Source organism: Cupriavidus sp. 01L46 (genome assembly GCF_056399905.1).
The window spans coordinates 1-16,587 of record NZ_JBFTSF010000012.1 but is presented as its reverse complement, the minus strand read 5'-3'; the positions used below and the strand labels follow the sequence as shown (position 1 = coordinate 16,587).

The window sequence follows — 16,587 nt, the reverse complement described above, 5'->3', positions numbered from 1 at the left end:
GCGACATGACCGCAGCGGGTGCAGCGGATGCAGCGGGTGAAGGCAAGCCGCGGCGCATCGTCGTTGCGATCACCGGCGCCACCGGCGCGGTCTATGGGGTCCGCCTGGTACAGATACTGGGCGCCGCGCCTGGCGTGGAGGCCCATCTGCTGATCTCGGCGGCGGGCGTGATGAACCTGCAGCACGAACTCGACATCAGCAAGGCCGAGGTGGAAGCCTTTGCCCAGGTGGTCCACAACGTGCGCGATATCGGCGCCACCATTGCCAGCGGCTCCTTTGCCGCCCATGCGATGGTGGTGGCGCCCTGCTCCATGCGCACGCTCGCGGCCGTGGCGCATGGCCTGTCCGACAATCTCATCACCCGCGCCGCGGATGTCACGCTCAAGGAGCGCCGCAAGCTGGTGCTGATGGTGCGCGAAACGCCGTTGAACCTGGCGCACCTGCGCAACATGACCGCCGTCACCGAGATGGGCGGCATCATCTTTCCCCCGGTGCCCGGCTTCTACCAGAAGCCGCAAAGCGTGGCGGAACTGGTCGACCACACGGTTGGCCGCGTACTGGACCTGATCGACGTGCCGCAAACGCTGGCGCCGAGCTGGGCTGGACTCAACGGCCAGGCCTGACAAACGCGGTTAACCTCGCTCTGTCCCGTGTCAGCCCGTGTCAGCCCGTGTCAGCCCGTGTCAGCCCGTGTCAGCCCGTGCAACCGCTCTCGCTTCAACGCCAGTAGCGATAGCGGCGGCCGCCGCCATAGTAGCCGCCGCGATAGCCATAGTAGCCACCGTAGAAGCCAGGGGCTACCACCACCGGCGGCGCAGCATAGACCGGCGCCGGTGCCACTGCGACCTCTGCGCCCCCATAGCCGTAGCCGGGATAAGCCGGGTAGACCGCACATCCGCCAAGCATGGCGGCGCCAACCATCGCGAGTCCCAACATCAACGTCTTCATCTCATCGTCCTTGTGGCTTGTTTAGCCTTGGTTTAGCCATAAGAACGTTATACGGGGCGGTTTAGTAATACAGGGTCAACCTGCTGTAACCCTTGTTACGAATCGCAACGTTTGGATGAACGTAAAGGACTCGGGCCTCAAACCTCAAACCGCACCCCCTGCGCCAACGGCAGCGTATCCCCATAGTTCACGGTATTGGTAGCGCGCCGCATATACCCCTTCCAGGCGTCCGAGCCGGATTCACGCCCGCCGCCAGTCGCCTTCTCACCACCGAACGCACCGCCAATCTCCGCCCCGCTGGTGCCGATATTCACATTGGCAATGCCGCAATCGCTGCCGCTTGCCGACATGAAGCGTTCCGCCTCGCGCAGCGACTCGGTGAAGATGCAGGACGACAAGCCATGCTCCGACGCATTGTTCAGCGCGATGGCTTCGTCCAGCTTGGTGTACGGCATCACGTAGAGAATCGGCGCGAAGGTCTCGCTCAGCATCGTCTCGTGCTGGCGATCGGTCAGCACCAGCGCGGGCCGCACGTACTCGGCATTGGGGTACTTTTCTGCCAGCACGCGCTCGCCGCCGTGCACGATGTTGCCATGCCCGCGGCAGCGCAGCAGCGCGGCGGCCATGGCGGCACCCGCGGCGCCATCGATCAGCGGACCGACCAGCGTTGTCTCGGCCAGCGGATCGCCCACCGGCAGGCGGCCGAACACCTGGATCAGGCGCGTGGTGACGGCCTCCAGCACATCGACATGCACGAAGGCGCGGCGCAGCGACGTGCAGCGCTGCCCGGCCGTGCCCGCCGCCGCGAAGGTCATGGCGCGCACGGCGAGTTCGAGATCGGCCGAGGGCGCGACGATCGCGGCGTTGTTGCCACCGAGTTCCAGGATGGCGCGCTTGAACCGCTCGGCGCAAGCGATGCCCACGGCGCGGCCCATGCGGGTGGAGCCGGTGGCGCTCACCAGCCGCACAGCGGCGTGTTCCACCAGATGCTGGCCCAGCGCCGGGCCGCCCGCGAGCACGGTGGCGATACCAACGTGCTGTGGCGCGGCAATCTCCAGCACGCCGTCAAGCAAGCTCTGCATGGCCAGCGCGGTGAGGGGCGTTTTCTCCGACGGTTTCCAGATCACGCCATTGCCGCACACCAGCGCCAGCGCCGCATTCCAGGCCCAGACCGCCACGGGAAAGTTGAAGGCCGAGATCACGCCGCACAGGCCATAGGGATGCCAGGTCTCGCGCATTGCATGCTGTGGCCGCTCGGAGGCGATGGTAAGGCCATGCAACTGGCGCGACAGGCCGACGGCGAAGTCGCAGATGTCGATCATCTCCTGCACCTCGCCTAGCCCTTCCTGCAGGATCTTGCCGGCCTCCAGCGAAACCAGCTCACCAAGATGCTTCTTGTGTTCGCGCAGCACTTCGCCAAAGCGCCGCACCACCTCGCCACGCACTGGCGCGGGCACCAGCGCCCAGCTGGCTTGCGCTACGCGGGCGCGCTCGATGCGCGCATCGGCCTCGGCAAGGCTGCAGGCGGGCAGGTGCCCGAATGCCTCGCCGTCGATCGGCGAGCGCACCGGCAAGGCGCCGGTGGGGCCTTCGCCGCCGCGCCACGGCGGCGTCAGCCCGATGGCCTGCCAGCAGGCCGCGAATTCCTTTGCTTTCATACCGTTGCCTCTTGAAGCGGATGACGGGTGTAGTGTCGGCCAAAACGGTTGGCCAGGAAAACGTCCAGGGGCATCGCCTCTTGCGCAATGAAGCCGGCCTGTGGCAGCTCGCCATTGGCAACCAGGTCCAGCGCGGTGCAGATGCCGGCCGCCGTGGTGAGCTGGATCGCATTGACGTGGCCGTCAGCCGTTTGCGCGCCACCGATGCGCACCGAGAACGACGCCTGGGTCAGCGGGCCGCGCCCGCMCTTGCCAACGCCGGCGGCATAGCCGGTGGCGTTGGCGAACACGATCACCACGTCCTGCTGCGTGGCGGGAATCGCGCTCTCGAAGATCTCCCGCATCCAGTCGCGGCGCTCGCGCAGGCGCAGATCGTTGAGCAGGAGCTTCATCACCGCGCAGTGGCCGGGATAGCGTATCGACTTGTAGTCCACGTCGCGCGCCCGGCCCGCCAGCGTCTCGGGCAAGGTGCCAAGCCCTCCTGACGTATTAAAGGCCTCGTACTCGATGCCGTCCAGCGCGAAGCTCTCCAGCCCTTCCAGCGCCGGCACTTCCACGCGGCGGCCGTTGACGATGGCCTCGCAAGGGTTGCAGTATTCGTTGATCAGGCCTTCGGTGCTCCAGGTCAGGTTGTACTTGAGCGCATTGCTCGGGTAGCGCGGCAGCGCGCCAACGCGCATCTTCAGGTCCAGCAGTTCGCCGCCGCCGCGCAGAAAGCGCTGGGCGAGGTCATTGCCGACCACGCCGATAAAGCCGGGCGCCAGCCCGCATTGCGGCATCAGCACAGAGCGCGCGCCCTCGGCCACGCGGCGAATGGCGTGGGTGGCGGCAACGTCTTCGGTCAGGTCGAAGTAATGCACGCCGAGCCTGGCCGCTACCGTGGCCACGCCGACCGCGGCATGGAATGGCAGTGCGTTGAGCACGGCCTGCGCGCCGCCGAGCAGCCCGGCGCAATCCTCGGTCTGGTCCGGGTCGCCGACGCGCACGGCGATGCCCTCCGGCACGCCCTCGAGATGGGTGGGCTCACGGTCGATCAGGGTCACGCGGTAGTCGCCGCTCTGATGCAGCATGACGGCGATGGTGCGGCCGATCTTGCCCGCGCCCAGCACGACCACGTGCATCGGCGTCTGCCTGCCTTGACGAACCGGGGCGGCGGGCGGCCCGGCTTGGGTGTTCCGTCCAGTTTGGTCGAGATGGCCGGTTGGCGTGATGCAGGTCATGATGTCCCTCGTGGAAGTGGTTCAGCGGAGTGCGGCCATGGCTGAAGTATGGTTGCGGGCACAGTCAGAATGAAGGAACAAGATTGACGAAAAGGCCTCACAATCAAACGATTCGGCAAGATAAACGTTCGAATCGACGAACCACATGCTTTTGACCTGTCCGCCGCCCCTAGCCCCCTCTAGCCGCCCCTAGCCCGCCCATGACCGAACTCGACCAGACCGACCGCCACCTGCTCTCCCTGCTGCAGGCCAACGCGCGAGAGAATGCCGCCAATCTCGCGCGCAAGCTCGGCATAGCCCGCACCACCGTGGTGGCGCGCATTGCGCGGCTGGAGCGCGATGGCGTGATCGCCGGCTACGGCGTGCGGCTGGGCAAGGAAATGGAAGACAACGCTATCCTGGCGTTCTGCGGCATGTCGGTGATGCCCAAGAGCGCGCCCGCGGTGGTACGGGCGCTGCAGCGCTTTCCCGAAATCGAGGAGCTGAACTCGGTCAGCGGCCCGGTGGACTACATGGCGGTGATCCGCTGCGACACCCATGCCCGGCTGGACAAGCTGCTGGACGAAATCGGCGCGCTGGATGGCGTCAACCACACCACCACCTCGATCGTGCTGGCGCGCAAGATCGACCGGCGCCGCGCCGCGGGCTGAGCCAGCGGCGCGCGCGCAATAGGCTTATGCTGCACAACCTGGCAGCCAGCCCGGCGCAGTTGGGCACCCCGAAATCCATCCAGATCAGGAGAGCAAGACGATGAGCAATCGCATTCGAGTCGCCGTAGGCGGCGTGACCGGCTGGGCCGGCGGCGAACTGGCGCGCGGCGTGGCGCACGCGGACGACATGACGCTGGTGGCCGGGCTGTCGCGCGGCGCGGCCGGCCAGGCCCTGGCGGCGCTGACCGCGCACAAGGGCACGCCTGGCGTGGCGGTGGCCAGCATCGATGAGCTGGCGCAAGGCGCCTTCGACGTTTATGTGGAATACACCAAGCCGGACATTGCCAAGCGCAACATCCTGCAGGCGCTGGCCAAGGGCGCGCACGTGGTGGTGGGCACCTCCGGGCTATCCGACGAGGACTATGCCGAGATCGATGCCGCCGCGCGCCAGGCCGGGCGCGGCGTGCTGGCCTGTGGCAACTTTGCCATTACCGTGGTACTGCTGCAGAAGTTCGCAGAGATGGCCGCACGCCACCTGGAACACTGGGAAATCATCGACTACGCCAAGGCCGGCAAGATCGACGTGCCCTCCGGCACCGTGCGCGAGCTGGCTTATCGGTTGGGACAGGTCCGCGAGGCCAAGCAGGTGGTGCCCATCGACCAGGTCAAGGGCCCGAAGGAGACGCGTGGCACGACGATGTCCGGCAGCCAGGTGCACGCCGTGCGCCTGCCGGGCTATCAGTTGGGCGTGGAGGTGATCTTCGGCGCCGACGGGCAGCGCCTGCACCTGAAGCATGAGTCCGGCGACGGCTCCAAGCCCTATGTCTCGGGCGCCCTGCTGGCGATCCGCAAGGTGCATACCTTGACCGGGCTGGTGCGCGGGCTGGACAAGGTGATGGAAGGGCTTTGAGGGCTTTGAGGGCCTTTGCGGCGCGCGGCGCACCGCATCGCCACAAACGCTACCAGCCGCCTTCCTTGCCCTTCTTTTCCGCGGCCTTGCCGCCGGGCGCCGCTTGCGGGGCGGACGCCGCCTTGGGGTTGAGCTGTTGCGCCATCGCGTTGTCCTGGTTGGCCATCAGGACGCGGGCCTGGGGCAGCAGCAGTTCGATGGTGCCGGTATTGGGATCCTCCGGAATGGCGTAGAGCTCCACGGTCAGGGGCTTTTTCATCCAGCCGGCGTGGACACTGGTGATGGGCTGGCCGGCCTTGTCTTTCATTTTCACCTGCTCGGAACGAAAGGGCTTGCCGTAGCGCGCGGTCAGGCTGTCCACCACGGCTTTCTCGGAGCGGATGCCGTCGGTCGGCACGATCAGCCCGACCAGGGCACTGCGGTCGACAAAGGCCACCACGTGGGGACCGTCCATGAAGGCAGGCCGCTTGTCGCGCGGCACGCCAACCTGGCGCATCACGCCGTCGCCACGCACTTCGACGCACAGGCCGGTCACGTCGCGGCCGTCAGGGGTGCGCTTGTCGGCGCAATCAGGCAGCGTGGGCAGCGGGCTGCCGATCTCCAGGCTATCCATCATCGGCGCCAGTTTGTCGGCGGCACCATCGTTGGGGGCAGCGCCAGCCCAAGGCGAAATCAGCAGCAGGCTGGCAACAGCCAGCCCGGCGAGGGGGTATTTCATCCAGACTCCTGAGATAAGCTCCAAATTGGAGCGCCCCCTACGCGCGTGGTTCCTGCCACCCGCCACAAGATGGCATGCAAGCACACTGCCGGGGGTTAATGCGTCATATTCATCACCGCGCTGGCCATCACCGCCAGCACCATCAGCAGCAAGCCCCACAGCAGCAGGCGCGGCACCCGGCTGGGCGGCAACGGCCGCCGTGGCGATCGTGCCGACGACGGTAACGGCGCGCGCTGGCGGGTATGGCCATGCAKGCCACGCGTGTGCCAGACGGTGTCCGGCCCGAGGTCGCGCAAGGCAGTGCCTTCCTTGCCCTGCGGCTTGCGCGGACTCTGCGACTGCGGCTGCGGGCGTGGTGCGCCGTCACTGCCTGGCGGTCGTTTTGTGGCCATCTGTGCTCCCCGGTTCGTCGTGCCGGCGCGGATCCTCATGTGCCGCCGGTACACAGCGCCGGGTGCATGGCCCGGGCGCCGCCCATGGTAAGACAAAGYGGCACCGGGCACCATGGCCACGGCTTCTCCTTATGTAGCGGGAGCCACTTTCCGTGTGGCTGCAAGCGCCTCGCGCCGGAAAGCATGGCCCACTTGGTGATAGAACGGGTGCGGGCAGAACTGGCGAGCCAGGAACGAGGCTAGCAGCGACGACGCCAGCAGGAACAAGGTGAGGTCCTGCGAGCGCGTCATCTCCATCACGATCACGCTGGCGGTGATGGGCGCCTGGGTGGCGGCGGCCAGGAAGGCGGCCATCGACACCAGCGCCAGCACGCGTGGCTCGGCCATGCCGCCGAAGAGGTGGCCGACCCAGTCCGCCACATTGGCGCCGATGCCGGCACCGATGGCCAGCGACGGCGTAAAGATGCCACCGGGAATGCCAGCGAAATACGAGACCACGGTCGCCGCCAGCTTGGCCAGGCCGAACCACAACGTGGCGTGCGGCTCACCGTTGATCAGGCCGGCGGCCTGCCCGTAGCCGGTGCCGAAGGTGGCGCCCCCGGTGGACCAGCCGATCGCCGCGGCCACCAGGCCGCACAGGAACGCCACCTGCACGGGATGCTGCATTGGCCAGGCACGCAGCCGTGCCGGCATCAGCGCGGGCACGCCGCCGGTCAGCAGCTTGGCAAACAGCCCGCCCAGCGTGCCGTTGACCAGGGCGCACAGCAGTACCGGCCCCCAGGCATCGTGCAGCGCGAGGATCGGCGTCTTGACGCTGAAATAGGGATTGTTGCCAAGGATCGCCAGCGAGAGGAAGCCGGCGGTCAGCACCCCTGACAGCACCAGCCGGTCCCAGCGCACGGCAGTGCCGCGGCCGAGTTCCTCGATGGCGAACACCACGCCCGCCAGCGGCGTATTGAAGGCGGCGGCAAGGCCCCCGGCAGCGCCGGCGGCGATCAGCGCGTTAGGATGAAAGCCGATGCGAAAGCGCAGCTTCTCCTGGCACCAGCGCCCCCAGGCGAGCATGGCCGCGGCGCCTACCTGCACAGATGGCCCTTCGCGCCCGATGGAGGCGCCCGCCAGCAGCCCGCCGGTGGTCAGCAGCACTTTCCACATGGACTGGCGGAACGACACCAGCAGGGTCTGCGCCGGCCCCGCCGGGGGCAGGCCGAATGAGGCAATTACCTGCGGGATGCCGCTGCCGCGCGCCTGCGGCGCCAGGCGGATGGTGAGCCAGCGCAGCGCGGCCAGCCCGAACGGCAGCAGCACGAAGGCCAGCCAGGGCGTGGCCGCTGTCAGGTGCGCGTTCCAGCGCAGGGCCACCTCGGCAATCCAGGCGAAGATCAGGGAAAACAGCGCTACGCAGCCGGCGCCGCACATGAAGACGGCGTAGCGTAGCGTGGTGCGGGAGATACGCCACATCTGGCGCGATTTGCGGCCCGCGGCCATGTGAGCGCGGCGGCGCAGCGCGCGCAGCCGGTTGCGCTCGGAGCCCCGCCCGGGAACGTTGTCAGGATCGGACGGCTCGGGATCTTGGCTGCGATTTGGCGTGACTTCGTTCATGGAGCGGCAGGCGTGGGCGAAGAAACGCCGTGACAAGCCCGAGGGCCGGATTCATCACGGCGTGATGGAACTATACGCCGATCGCCGCCAGGCATGCCGCGCGCAAGGTGCGCGCCAGAGGCTCCTGGCTCAGTCCAGGCTGATGTTGTTGGCGCGAATGACCTTGCCCCAATGCTCGCGATCCGCCTCGATGTAGCGGTCGATCTCGGCCTGGGTGCGCGGCGGCTGGATCACCAGTCCCAGTGCGCTGAAGGTCGCCCGGAAATGCGGATCCTTGAGGACCTGCGCCGCCGCGGCCTGCAGCTTTTCCACCACGTCCGGCGGTGTCTGCGCCGGCACGGCGAGCCCGAACCAGGTTGCGGCCTGGAAGTTGGGATAGCCGCTCTCGGCCACGGTCGGCACATTGGGCAGCACTTCCAGCCGGGTGCGGCCGGTGACCGCCAGCGCGCGCAGCTTGCCGCCCTTGATGTGGGGCAGCGACGTGCTGACCACGTCCACCATCAGTTGCACATCGTTGGCGAGCAGCGCCGAGAGCGCCGGCGCGCTGCCGTTGTACGGCACATGGGTGACCGAAATCCCGAGCTCGGTCTTGAGCATTTCGGTAGCGAGCTGCAGCGCGTTGCCCAGGCCGACCGAGGCGTAGTTGAGCTTGCCGCCGCTGGCCTTGGCGTAGGCAGCGAACTCGCGGATATTTGCAGCCGGCACCTGGCTGTTGGTCACCACCACCAGCGGCGCCTCGGCGCCAACGGTGAAGATCCGGAAGTCGCGCGGCGGATCGTAGGCGATCTTCTTGTAGAGCATGGGATTGAGCACCATGCTGCCGTTGGTGGCAAGCACCATGGTGTAGCCATCGGCGGGTGCGCGCGCCACGCTTTGCGTGCCGATCATGGTGGCGGCGCCGGGGCGGTTCWCCACCACCACCGTCTGCTTGAGCACGCGGCTCATGCCATCGGCCAGCCCGCGCCCGAACTGGTCGGTGGAGCCGCCCGGCGTGTAGGGCACCACCAGCTTGATGGGGCGGTCGGGATAGGCGGCAGCGGCCAGTTGCGAGCAGGCGAAGACGGCGGCGCCGGCCCAGGCGCGCCATCCGGTTTTCCAGCTATGCATTGCGTAGTCTCCTTGGTTTTCTTGACGTCTGGTGTTCGGTACTCGGTACTCAGCACTCGATGCTCGGTACTCGGTGCGGCTCAAACCCGCCGCGTGCGCCCTTCCCAGTACTTGTCGCGCAGGCGGCGCTTGGCCAGCTTGCCGGTATCGTCGCGCGGCAGCAGCGCCTCCACCACGATGGTGCGCGGCACCTTGAAGCCKGACAGGCGCTGGCGCAGCCAGTCGATGATGGCGCCCTCTTCCAGCGTGGCACCCGCCACCGGTTGCACCATGGCCAGCAGCCGCTCGCCGTATTCGTCGTCCGGTACGCCGAACACCACGCAGTCGGCCACGCCGGGATAGCGCACCAGTTCGTGCTCGATCTCGGCCGGGTAGATGTTCACGCCGCCGGAGATCACCATGTCGGAGGCGCGGTCGCAGATGAAGAGGTAGCCGTCGGCGTCCAGGTAGCCCATGTCGCCCAGGCTGACCAGGCCGTCGCGGTCGATGGCACGGCGGGCAGCCTCGTTGTTGCGATAGGTGAAGTCCGGGTAGGCGGGCTGGCGCACATAGACCAGGCCGATCTCGCCGGGGGCGCAGGCAACGCCCTGCTCATCCAGGATGCGCACCTCGCCCTGGTCGACCGGGCGCCCCGCCGTGCCGGGCTTGGCCACGGCGTCGGCCGGCGTGGCCACAGTAATCATGCCCGCCTCGCTTGAAGCATAGGTTTCGTGGATCACCGGGCCGAACCAGTCCAGCATGGCGCGCTTGACCTCGGGCGCGCACGGCGCCCCGGTCGAGGCGACAAAGCGCAGCGAGGACAAGTCATAACGGGCGCGCACTTCGGGCAGCACCTTGAGCATGCGCACATACATGATCGGCACCAGGTACAGCACGTCGATGCGGTRCTTCTCCACCAGCGCCAGCACCTGCTCCGGATCGAAACGCGCGCACAGCACCAGGCGCTCCCCGAGCTGCAGCGCATTCTGGATGAACACGCCCGGCGCGCTGTGGTACAGCGGCGCGGCCATCAACGCGCGCGTGCCCTGCACGATGCCCATGGTCTGCGCCACCACCGAGCGCATGCGCGCAAGCTGCTCGTCCAGCATGGCCAGCGGCGGCGCGGCGCGCAGCACGCCCTTGGGGCGGCCGGTGGTACCGGAGGTGTAGGCCATGTGGCCGCGCGGCGCGACCCGCGGGCCGTCGTAGGGCTGCTGCTCGGCAAGCCAGCGCTCATAGCCGGTCGCGCCCGCGGGGCTGTCCTGGCCCGGCGCCGTCACCGCCAGCACCTGTACGCCTGCGGGCACCACCGCGCGCACGCCGTCCAGCAGGTCGGCGCTGACGATCAAGGCCCGGGCGCCGCTGTCGGTCAGCAGGAAGCGGATTTCTTCCGCGGTGAARTGCCAGTTGATCGGGCAGTAATAAGTGCCGGCCGTGCGGCAGGCATGCACGATATCGGCAAACACCGGGTCATTGCGCAGCAGCACCGCGACCACGTCGCCTTCGCCCAGGCCAAGCGCGCGCAAGCCGCCGGCCAGGCGCGCGCCACGCTCGCTCAGTTCGGCCCCGGTACGGTGGATGTCTTCAAACAAGAGGTCAGCGGCCATCAGTTGTCTCCAGCCTGGCTAGGCTTGGTGGTAGAGCTGGTCGGGACCGGTGCGTTGACGGTGCGCCCGGCACGATCGGCGGCGTTCCTGGCCGCGATGCGCTCGCGCGCGGCTTGCCATTCGGCATCGCCCCAATCCAGGTACTGCTTGAAATAAGCGCCGTTGGCAAGGTAGTCGCCGCCATCCAGCGCAATGGTCTGTCCGTTGATCCACGAGTTGTCGCGAGCCAGCAGGAAGGCGGCCAGGTTGCCGATGTCCTGCGGCCGGCCGATGCGGCCCGTGGGGTTCTGGCCGCTCATCGCGTCTTGCTGCGCGTCCTGCGGACGCAGGCGCGAGCCCGCGCCTTCGGTGGGGATCACGCCCGGCGCGATGGCGTTGCAGCGGATGCCGTGGCGGCCCCACTCCACGGCCAAAGACTTGGTCATGGCATCCACGCCCGCCTTGGACATGGCGGACGGCACCACGAAGGGCGAGCCGGTCCAGACCCAGGTCACGACGATGGACAGGACCGAGCCGGGATGGCCGTCGCGGATCCAGCGCTTGCCCACGGCCTGCGTGGTGTAGAAAGTACCGCGGAAGACGATGTCGGAGATGGCGTGAAAGCCGTTGGGCGACAGGTCCTCGGTGCGGCTGATGAAGTTGCCTGCGGCGTTGTTGACCAGGCAATCGAGCGGGCCGTGCCGGGTCCAGATGGTCTCGATCATGGCGTCGACGGCAGCCGCGTCGCGGATGTCCACCGCGTGGGTCACGACCTTGGTGCCGTGCTGGTGGCGCAGCATCTCGGCGGCCTCGTCAAGCACCGCCAGCCGGCGCCCGCACAGGTGCAGCTCCGCCCCCAGCCCCGCCAGGCGCTCGGCCATGATCAGGCCCAGCCCGGTGCCGCCACCGGTGATCAACACGCGCTGGCCGGCGAAAAGATCGTTCTTGAACATGGTGTCTCCTGCTTGTTTTAGGGCGGCGTCACGCCTGCCTGGCCCCGCCTTGGCTATCCGGCAGGACATGGCCACTGTAGCCCCGGTTCCCGGCATCGACAATTCCCTTGCAGCGACTCACAATGTTGCGCCATACGCGACAATTCTCCATGGATTCCCGGATGGACCTCAACCTGATCCAGGCCTTCGTCGACATCGTCGAAGCCGGCAATTTGTCCGAGGCGGGGCGGCGGCGCGGTGTCACGCGCTCGCAGGTCAGCCGCCAGCTGCGCGAATTGGAGCACCAGGCTGGCGCGCAGTTGCTGCGCCGTACCACGCGCCGGCTGGAGCTGACCGAGGCGGGCCGCTCGCTGTACCAGCACGGCCTGCGCATCCTGCAGGAAGTGGCGTCCGCCCAGGCGGAGATCGACAGCCTGGGCACCACCCTGCGCGGCCACGTGCGCGTGAGCGTGCCGACCGGGCTGGGCGACACCTTCCTCGCGCCGCTGCTGCTGGAATTCACTGGGCAGCATCCCGGCATCTCGCTACGGGTGTTCTTTGCCAACCGCGTGGTGGACCTGATCGCCGCGGAGATCGACGTGGCGCTCAAGGTGACTTCGCAGCCTCCGCTGGACCACGTGGCGCGCGATATCTGCGCCATCGACTGGCAGCTCTGCGCCTCGCCCGGCTACCTGGCCCGCCACGGCCCGCTGCAAACCCMGGCCGACCTGGCGCGCTGCCAGTTCCTGTGCCCGCCCTACCCCGCCCGGCGCTTCGTGCTCACGCTCGACCGCGGCGAGCAGCGCGAGGAGGTGGAGCTAAGCCCGCACCTGCAGTCCGAGCACTTCCCCTTCCTGATGCGCGCGGTACGCGACGGCCACGGCGTGGGCCTGCTGCCCGTCTACGCCGGCTGGGACGATGTGCGCGAAGGCCGCCTGGTGCCGGTGCTGACCGAATGGAAACCGGAGGGATTGGGCAGCCGGCTCTACATCATCACCACGCCCAACCTGCATCCGTCGATGGCCACGCGCACCTTGATCGACTTCCTGCGCGAGCGGATTCCGGCGCTCGATGTCTTCAGCGCCCCGGGCGGCGCCGCTTTGTGCGCACCGTAGTCCCCGCATGCCGCTTGCAGCGCGCCAGCAAACTTTCAAATTGCAAGTTAAGATGCGCCGAACTGGCTTGCAAAACGAAAGTAAAAATCCAAGCCAACCCTGCAAGCCGCGCGAGAGGAGACCATGGGACATACCGACTTTGCCAGCATGCCTTGCCCGATTGCCCGCTCGATGGCGGTGCTGGGCGAGCGCTGGGCCATTCTTTTGCTGCGCGAGGCGTTCTACGGCAGCACCCGCTTTGACGAGTTCCAGCGCCACCTGGGCATCGCGCCCAACATCCTCAGCGCGCGCCTGAAGACGCTGGTGGAACACGGCATGCTGGAGCGCGTGCCGGCGCCCGACGGTGCGCGGCATGTCTACCACCTCACCGGGAAAGGCCGCGACTTCTTCCCCGCCTTTGTGGCGCTGAAGGCCTGGGCCGACCGCTGGATGACCGACGAGCGCGGCCCGCTCACCTTGCTGCAAGACAAGCACACCGGCGCGGAGATCGCCGCGCCGGCGCTGGCCCGCCCGGACGGCAGCCCGCTGACGCTGGACGACCTGCGCGTGGCTCCGGGCCCCGGCGCGGGCAGCTATTTGCGGCGGCGCTTTGGCGCCGCTGGCGCTCAGCAAGCCGCGGACGAGCAACTGACAGGCAAGACGGAGTCCAGCCATGAATGAGCCGCAAGCCAATCCCATGGCCGGCGCCGCGATGGCGTCAGCCGCAGCAGCAGCCGCACCCATTGCCACCCCCGCGCACCCGCTGATGCGCGAACTGATGCGCCGCATCCTGCTGCTGGCCGCGCCCACCAGCCTGATCGCCTTCCTGCAGGCAGGCGCGCAACTGATCGAGACCTGGCTGGCGGCGCGCCAGGGCACGGCGGCGCTGGCGGGCTGGGCGGTAGTGCTGCCCTTTGCCTTGCTGCTGCAGCAGATGTCGACCGGCGCCATGGGCGGTGGCGTGGTGGCGGCCATCGCCCGCGCGCTGGGCGCCAACAAGCGCGAGGAGGCCTCGTCGCTGGTGCTGCACGCGCTCATCATCGCGGTCACGGCGGGGCTGGCGTTTGCCGTGGCGATGGCCGGCTTCCCGCGTGGCATCCTGGGCGCGGTCGCGGGGCAGACCGCGGCGGACGCGGCCGCCGCGTATGCCGTCTGGCTGTTCGGCGCCGGCGCGGTGCCGGCCTGGCTGGCCAACACGCTGGCTTCGGTGCTGCGCGGCGGTGGCCGCCATGCGCTGGCGGCGCGGGTGCTCTCGCTGATGTGGATCGCCTTCCCGGTGCTGGCCTGGGCGCTGGCCGAGCCGGTGGGCATGGGCCTGGCCGGCATTGGCGCGTCGCTGGCAGCGGTGTCGTGGGCGGCGGCGCTGGCCATGGCCTGGGTGGTGCTGCGGGGCGGCGCGGGGTTCGTGCCGATGCTGCGTATCCGTCCGTCACGCGCGCTGTTCACACGTATCCTGTCGGTGGGGCTGGTGGCCTGCGCGCTGGCCTCGGTGGCCAACCTGTCCACGATCCTTGTGACCACCCAGCTGCGCCACTATGGCACCGCCGCGGTGGCCGCGTACGGCATCTCGGCGCGGCTGGAGTTCCTGATGATCCCGCTGGCGTTCGGCGTGGGCTCCGCGCTCACCGCGCTGGTGGGGCGAGCAGTCGGCGCCGGCGACTGGGCTACCGCACGCCGCACGGCTTGGGCCGGCGCGCTGATGGCGCTGGCGGTGGCCGGCGCGGTGGGTGCGGTGGTGGGACTGGCGCCGGATGCCTTTGCCGGGTTCTTCACCAAGGATGCCGAAGTGGCAAGCATCGCCGCGCGCGCGCTGTCCTGGGTCGCACCGGCCTTCGGCGGCTTCGGGCTGGGCATGGCGCTGTATTTCGCGTCGATGGGCGCGGGCCGCATGGGCTGGCCKATTGCGGCCGGCATCTCGCGCATCGCACTGGCCGCCGGCGGCGGCTGGCTGCTGGCGAACGTCGCGGGCATGGGCCTGGACGGGCACTTCCTGGGCGTGGCGCTGGGCATCACCGCTTACGGCGTGGTGACGGCGTTCGGCGTGCGCGGCGCTAACTGGTCGGCGCGCTGAGCCTGCGTGGGCGGCGCACGCGGCCCGCTCAGCGCATCACGGCGCGCGCGTTGCTGCCCAGCCCGGCATCCCTGACCTCGGCCGGCACCGCCTGCCATCCATCGCCCAGCGACTTGTACAGGACTGCCGTGCCGTTCAACACATCGACCTGCCCCTGGATCGCGGCGAGCTGCGCATCGAACACGGTCTTGCCCCTTGAATCTGCGGGCCGGGGGCCTCACGTACGCCTCCGATGCGCAAAACGGAAAAGAGGCTCGGAGCCGACAATTCCAGGATGCCCGCCACACTGTCACAGCGTCGCGGCATCGCGGCATCGCGGCATCGCGGCGTCGCCGGAATGCTCTAAAACAATATCAATGCTGGAAGCATYCGGCCCCGACTCTCACACCCTGGAGGTGGCATGCCCCCTCGCACCACCGTATTCGTCGCCGCCCTCGTGGTTGGCCTGCTGCACGGCTATATCGGGCTGCGCCTGTTGCCCGACATGCCTGTGCCTTTCGCCATCAAGGCGCTGGCCGTAGCGTGGCTGACGCTGTCGTGGCCGCTGATCCCCGCAGGCCTGCTGGCGCGGCGCCTGGACCAACCGTGGTCCGATGCGCTGACCTGGATGGGCATGCTGGCCATGGGGTTCTTCTCTTCCTTGCTAATACTGACGCTGGCGCGCGACGTCGTGCTGCTGGTGAGCGCGATGGCCGGCTGGCACCCGGCATGGCTGCTGCCCCGCACCGCCGCCGCGGTGCCTGTGCTGGCGCTGCTGGTCACCGTGATGGGATTTTTCAATGCGCGGCGGCTGGCGCAGGTGGTCGAGGTGGAAGTCCCCATCGCCGGCCTGCCTGACTCGCTGCACGACTTCACCATCGTGCAGATCAGCGACATCCACGTTGGCCCCACCATCAAGCGCGCCTACCTGGAGCGCATCGTCGCCCGCGTCAACGGGCTGGCCCCGGACGCCATCGCCATCACCGGCGACCTGGTCGACGGCACCGTGCGCGAACTGTCCCGGCACACCGCCCCGCTAGGCGACCTGAAGGCGCGCCATGGCACCTACTTTGTCACCGGCAACCATGAGTACTACGCTGGCGCCGAGCCGTGGATCGCGGAGCTGAACAGACTGGGCCTGCGCGTGCTGATGAACGAGCATGTGGTGATCGGKGAAGAGGAGGAAGCGCTGGTGCTGGCAGGCGTGACCGATTTTTCTGCCCACCGTTTCGACGAAAGCCACCGCAGCGACCCGGCGCGCGCGCTGCATGGCGCCCCGGCGGTGGTAGCCGCGCGGGTGCTGCTGGCGCACCAGCCGCGCACGGCGCCGGCGGCATCCACCGCGGGCTTCGACCTGCAGCTTTCCGGACATACGCATGGCGGCCAATTCTGGCCCTGGAACCTGTTCGTGCCGATGCAGCAGCCTTATACCGCCGGTTTGAACCGGCATGAAGCGATGTGGGTGTATGTGAGCAGGGGGACCGGGTATTGGGGGCCGCCCAAGCGGTTTGGGGCGCCGTCGGAGATTACTAAGTTGAGGTTGGTTAGGAAGTGAATGAGGGGTTGTGCAACATCAGCTGCAACTGCAGAATCAAATTCAAATTCAAGGGCTTAACTGCAAATTCAACTGCAGTTTCACCTCCCCTGCGGGGCGGCGACCTACTTTTTTGTCTTGCCAAAAAAGTAGGCAAAAAAGGCGCGCCGGATGGGGCGACACCCCCTCGGGATTTCACGAAAAGAG

Annotated in this window: 18 protein-coding genes; 7 read left to right on the top strand and 11 right to left on the bottom strand. The window is 68.1% G+C overall.

Features of this window, described 5'->3' with window-relative positions; all coding sequences use genetic code 11:
* The first annotated feature begins 5 nt into the window (after positions 1 to 5).
* Positions 6 to 623, top strand: coding sequence for a UbiX family flavin prenyltransferase (locus AC1DS3_RS03805; protein ID WP_459372122.1), 618 nt, complete (start codon positions 6 to 8; stop codon positions 621 to 623).
* A 94-nt stretch (positions 624 to 717) separates the two neighbouring features.
* On the opposite strand, the gene AC1DS3_RS03800 is transcribed toward AC1DS3_RS03805, so the two are convergent.
* The 3 genes from AC1DS3_RS03800 to AC1DS3_RS03790 all read right to left on the bottom strand — a co-directional run bounded on the left by AC1DS3_RS03800 (position 718) and on the right by AC1DS3_RS03790 (position 3,727).
* Positions 718 to 948 carry a hypothetical protein gene (locus tag AC1DS3_RS03800; RefSeq protein ID WP_441640251.1) on the bottom strand — a complete coding sequence of 77 codons (231 nt, stop codon included), beginning with the start codon at positions 946 to 948 and terminating at the stop codon, positions 718 to 720.
* 137 nt (positions 949 to 1,085) lie between these two features.
* Complete coding sequence (amaB, locus tag AC1DS3_RS03795; protein WP_441640250.1) at positions 1,086 to 2,606, bottom strand: L-piperidine-6-carboxylate dehydrogenase; 1,521 nt, start codon at positions 2,604 to 2,606, stop codon at positions 1,086 to 1,088.
* Positions 2,603 to 3,727, bottom strand: a complete 1,125-nt coding sequence (locus AC1DS3_RS03790) for a saccharopine dehydrogenase family protein (protein WP_477126734.1) — start codon at positions 3,725 to 3,727, stop codon at positions 2,603 to 2,605. The genes amaB and AC1DS3_RS03790 overlap by 4 nt, the downstream gene beginning before the upstream one ends.
* Before the next feature lie 299 nt (positions 3,728 to 4,026).
* On the opposite strand from AC1DS3_RS03790, the gene AC1DS3_RS03785 reads away from it, so the two are divergent.
* Both AC1DS3_RS03785 and dapB read left to right on the top strand, forming a co-directional pair.
* The gene (locus AC1DS3_RS03785) at positions 4,027 to 4,476 is read left to right on the top strand and encodes an Lrp/AsnC family transcriptional regulator (RefSeq protein ID WP_174427647.1); all 450 of its coding nucleotides are present in this window, start codon (positions 4,027 to 4,029) and stop codon (positions 4,474 to 4,476) included.
* A gap of 100 nt (positions 4,477 to 4,576) precedes the next feature.
* A complete protein-coding gene (gene dapB, locus AC1DS3_RS03780) occupies positions 4,577 to 5,386 on the top strand; it encodes a 4-hydroxy-tetrahydrodipicolinate reductase (protein ID WP_441640248.1) in 810 nt (269 codons plus the stop codon).
* A 49-nt stretch (positions 5,387 to 5,435) separates the two neighbouring features.
* On the opposite strand, the gene AC1DS3_RS03775 is transcribed toward dapB, so the two are convergent.
* From AC1DS3_RS03775 to AC1DS3_RS03750, 6 genes are all read right to left on the bottom strand, one after another.
* Positions 5,436 to 6,104, bottom strand: coding sequence for a hypothetical protein (locus AC1DS3_RS03775; protein ID WP_441640247.1), 669 nt, complete (start codon positions 6,102 to 6,104; stop codon positions 5,436 to 5,438).
* 95 nt (positions 6,105 to 6,199) lie between these two features.
* Entirely contained in the window at positions 6,200 to 6,496 is a 297-nt protein-coding gene (locus AC1DS3_RS03770) for a hypothetical protein (RefSeq protein WP_477126718.1), read from the bottom strand.
* Positions 6,497 to 6,625: 129 nt separating this feature from the next.
* The gene (locus AC1DS3_RS03765) at positions 6,626 to 8,098 is read right to left on the bottom strand and encodes a chloride channel protein (RefSeq protein ID WP_441640245.1); all 1,473 of its coding nucleotides are present in this window, start codon (positions 8,096 to 8,098) and stop codon (positions 6,626 to 6,628) included.
* A 129-nt stretch (positions 8,099 to 8,227) separates the two neighbouring features.
* Complete coding sequence (locus AC1DS3_RS03760) at positions 8,228 to 9,205, bottom strand: Bug family tripartite tricarboxylate transporter substrate binding protein (protein WP_477126717.1); 978 nt, start codon at positions 9,203 to 9,205, stop codon at positions 8,228 to 8,230.
* 80 nt (positions 9,206 to 9,285) lie between these two features.
* A complete protein-coding gene (locus tag AC1DS3_RS03755; RefSeq protein ID WP_477126716.1) occupies positions 9,286 to 10,791 on the bottom strand; it encodes an acyl-CoA synthetase in 1,506 nt (501 codons plus the stop codon).
* Positions 10,791 to 11,723: an SDR family oxidoreductase gene (locus AC1DS3_RS03750; RefSeq protein WP_441640242.1), complete on the bottom strand. Its 933-nt coding sequence runs from the start codon at positions 11,721 to 11,723 to the stop codon at positions 10,791 to 10,793. Before AC1DS3_RS03750 ends, AC1DS3_RS03755 begins: the two co-directional genes overlap by 1 nt.
* Before the next feature lie 161 nt (positions 11,724 to 11,884).
* On the opposite strand from AC1DS3_RS03750, the gene AC1DS3_RS03745 reads away from it, so the two are divergent.
* The 3 genes from AC1DS3_RS03745 (at position 11,885) to AC1DS3_RS03735 (ending at position 14,867) form a co-directional block, all read left to right on the top strand.
* Positions 11,885 to 12,817 (top strand): LysR family transcriptional regulator, encoded by a 933-nt coding sequence (locus AC1DS3_RS03745; RefSeq protein WP_477126715.1) that lies wholly within the window; start codon positions 11,885 to 11,887, stop codon positions 12,815 to 12,817.
* 123 nt (positions 12,818 to 12,940) lie between these two features.
* A complete protein-coding gene (locus AC1DS3_RS03740) occupies positions 12,941 to 13,477 on the top strand; it encodes a winged helix-turn-helix transcriptional regulator (RefSeq protein WP_441640240.1) in 537 nt (178 codons plus the stop codon).
* A gap of 31 nt (positions 13,478 to 13,508) precedes the next feature.
* On the top strand, positions 13,509 to 14,867 hold the full coding sequence (locus AC1DS3_RS03735) for an MATE family efflux transporter (protein WP_441640280.1): 1,359 nt from the start codon (positions 13,509 to 13,511) through the stop codon (positions 14,865 to 14,867).
* Positions 14,868 to 14,895: 28 nt separating this feature from the next.
* Here the strand turns inward: AC1DS3_RS03735 and AC1DS3_RS03730 are convergent, their stop codons facing one another.
* The gene (locus tag AC1DS3_RS03730; protein ID WP_441640239.1) at positions 14,896 to 15,051 is read right to left on the bottom strand and encodes a hypothetical protein; all 156 of its coding nucleotides are present in this window, start codon (positions 15,049 to 15,051) and stop codon (positions 14,896 to 14,898) included.
* Between the two features lie 216 nt (positions 15,052 to 15,267).
* On the opposite strand from AC1DS3_RS03730, the gene AC1DS3_RS03725 reads away from it, so the two are divergent.
* Positions 15,268 to 16,401, top strand: a complete 1,134-nt coding sequence (locus AC1DS3_RS03725) for a metallophosphoesterase (protein WP_441640238.1) — start codon at positions 15,268 to 15,270, stop codon at positions 16,399 to 16,401.
* Here AC1DS3_RS03725 and AC1DS3_RS03720 read toward each other — a convergent pair.
* Positions 16,391 to 16,587 (bottom strand): hypothetical protein (locus AC1DS3_RS03720; RefSeq protein WP_477126714.1); only part of this gene is annotated, 197 nt, incomplete at its 5' end. The genes AC1DS3_RS03725 and AC1DS3_RS03720 overlap by 11 nt on opposite strands.

Excerpts from the sequence above, each read along its gene's own strand:
- dapB (WP_441640248.1), top strand. The coding sequence starts at position 4,577 with ATGAGCAATCGCATTCGAGTCGCCGTAGGCGGCGTGACCGGCTGGGCC.
- AC1DS3_RS03765 (WP_441640245.1), bottom strand. The coding sequence starts at position 8,098 with ATGAACGAAGTCACGCCAAATCGCAGCCAAGATCCCGAGCCGTCCGAT.
- amaB (WP_441640250.1), bottom strand. The coding sequence starts at position 2,606 with ATGAAAGCAAAGGAATTCGCGGCCTGCTGGCAGGCCATCGGGCTGACG.
- AC1DS3_RS03740 (WP_441640240.1), top strand. The coding sequence starts at position 12,941 with ATGGGACATACCGACTTTGCCAGCATGCCTTGCCCGATTGCCCGCTCG.
- AC1DS3_RS03785 (WP_174427647.1), top strand. The coding sequence starts at position 4,027 with ATGACCGAACTCGACCAGACCGACCGCCACCTGCTCTCCCTGCTGCAG.
- AC1DS3_RS03805 (WP_459372122.1), top strand. The coding sequence starts at position 6 with ATGACCGCAGCGGGTGCAGCGGATGCAGCGGGTGAAGGCAAGCCGCGG.
- AC1DS3_RS03750 (WP_441640242.1), bottom strand. The coding sequence starts at position 11,723 with ATGTTCAAGAACGATCTTTTCGCCGGCCAGCGCGTGTTGATCACCGGT.
- AC1DS3_RS03775 (WP_441640247.1), bottom strand. The coding sequence starts at position 6,104 with ATGAAATACCCCCTCGCCGGGCTGGCTGTTGCCAGCCTGCTGCTGATT.
- AC1DS3_RS03800 (WP_441640251.1), bottom strand. The coding sequence starts at position 948 with ATGAAGACGTTGATGTTGGGACTCGCGATGGTTGGCGCCGCCATGCTT.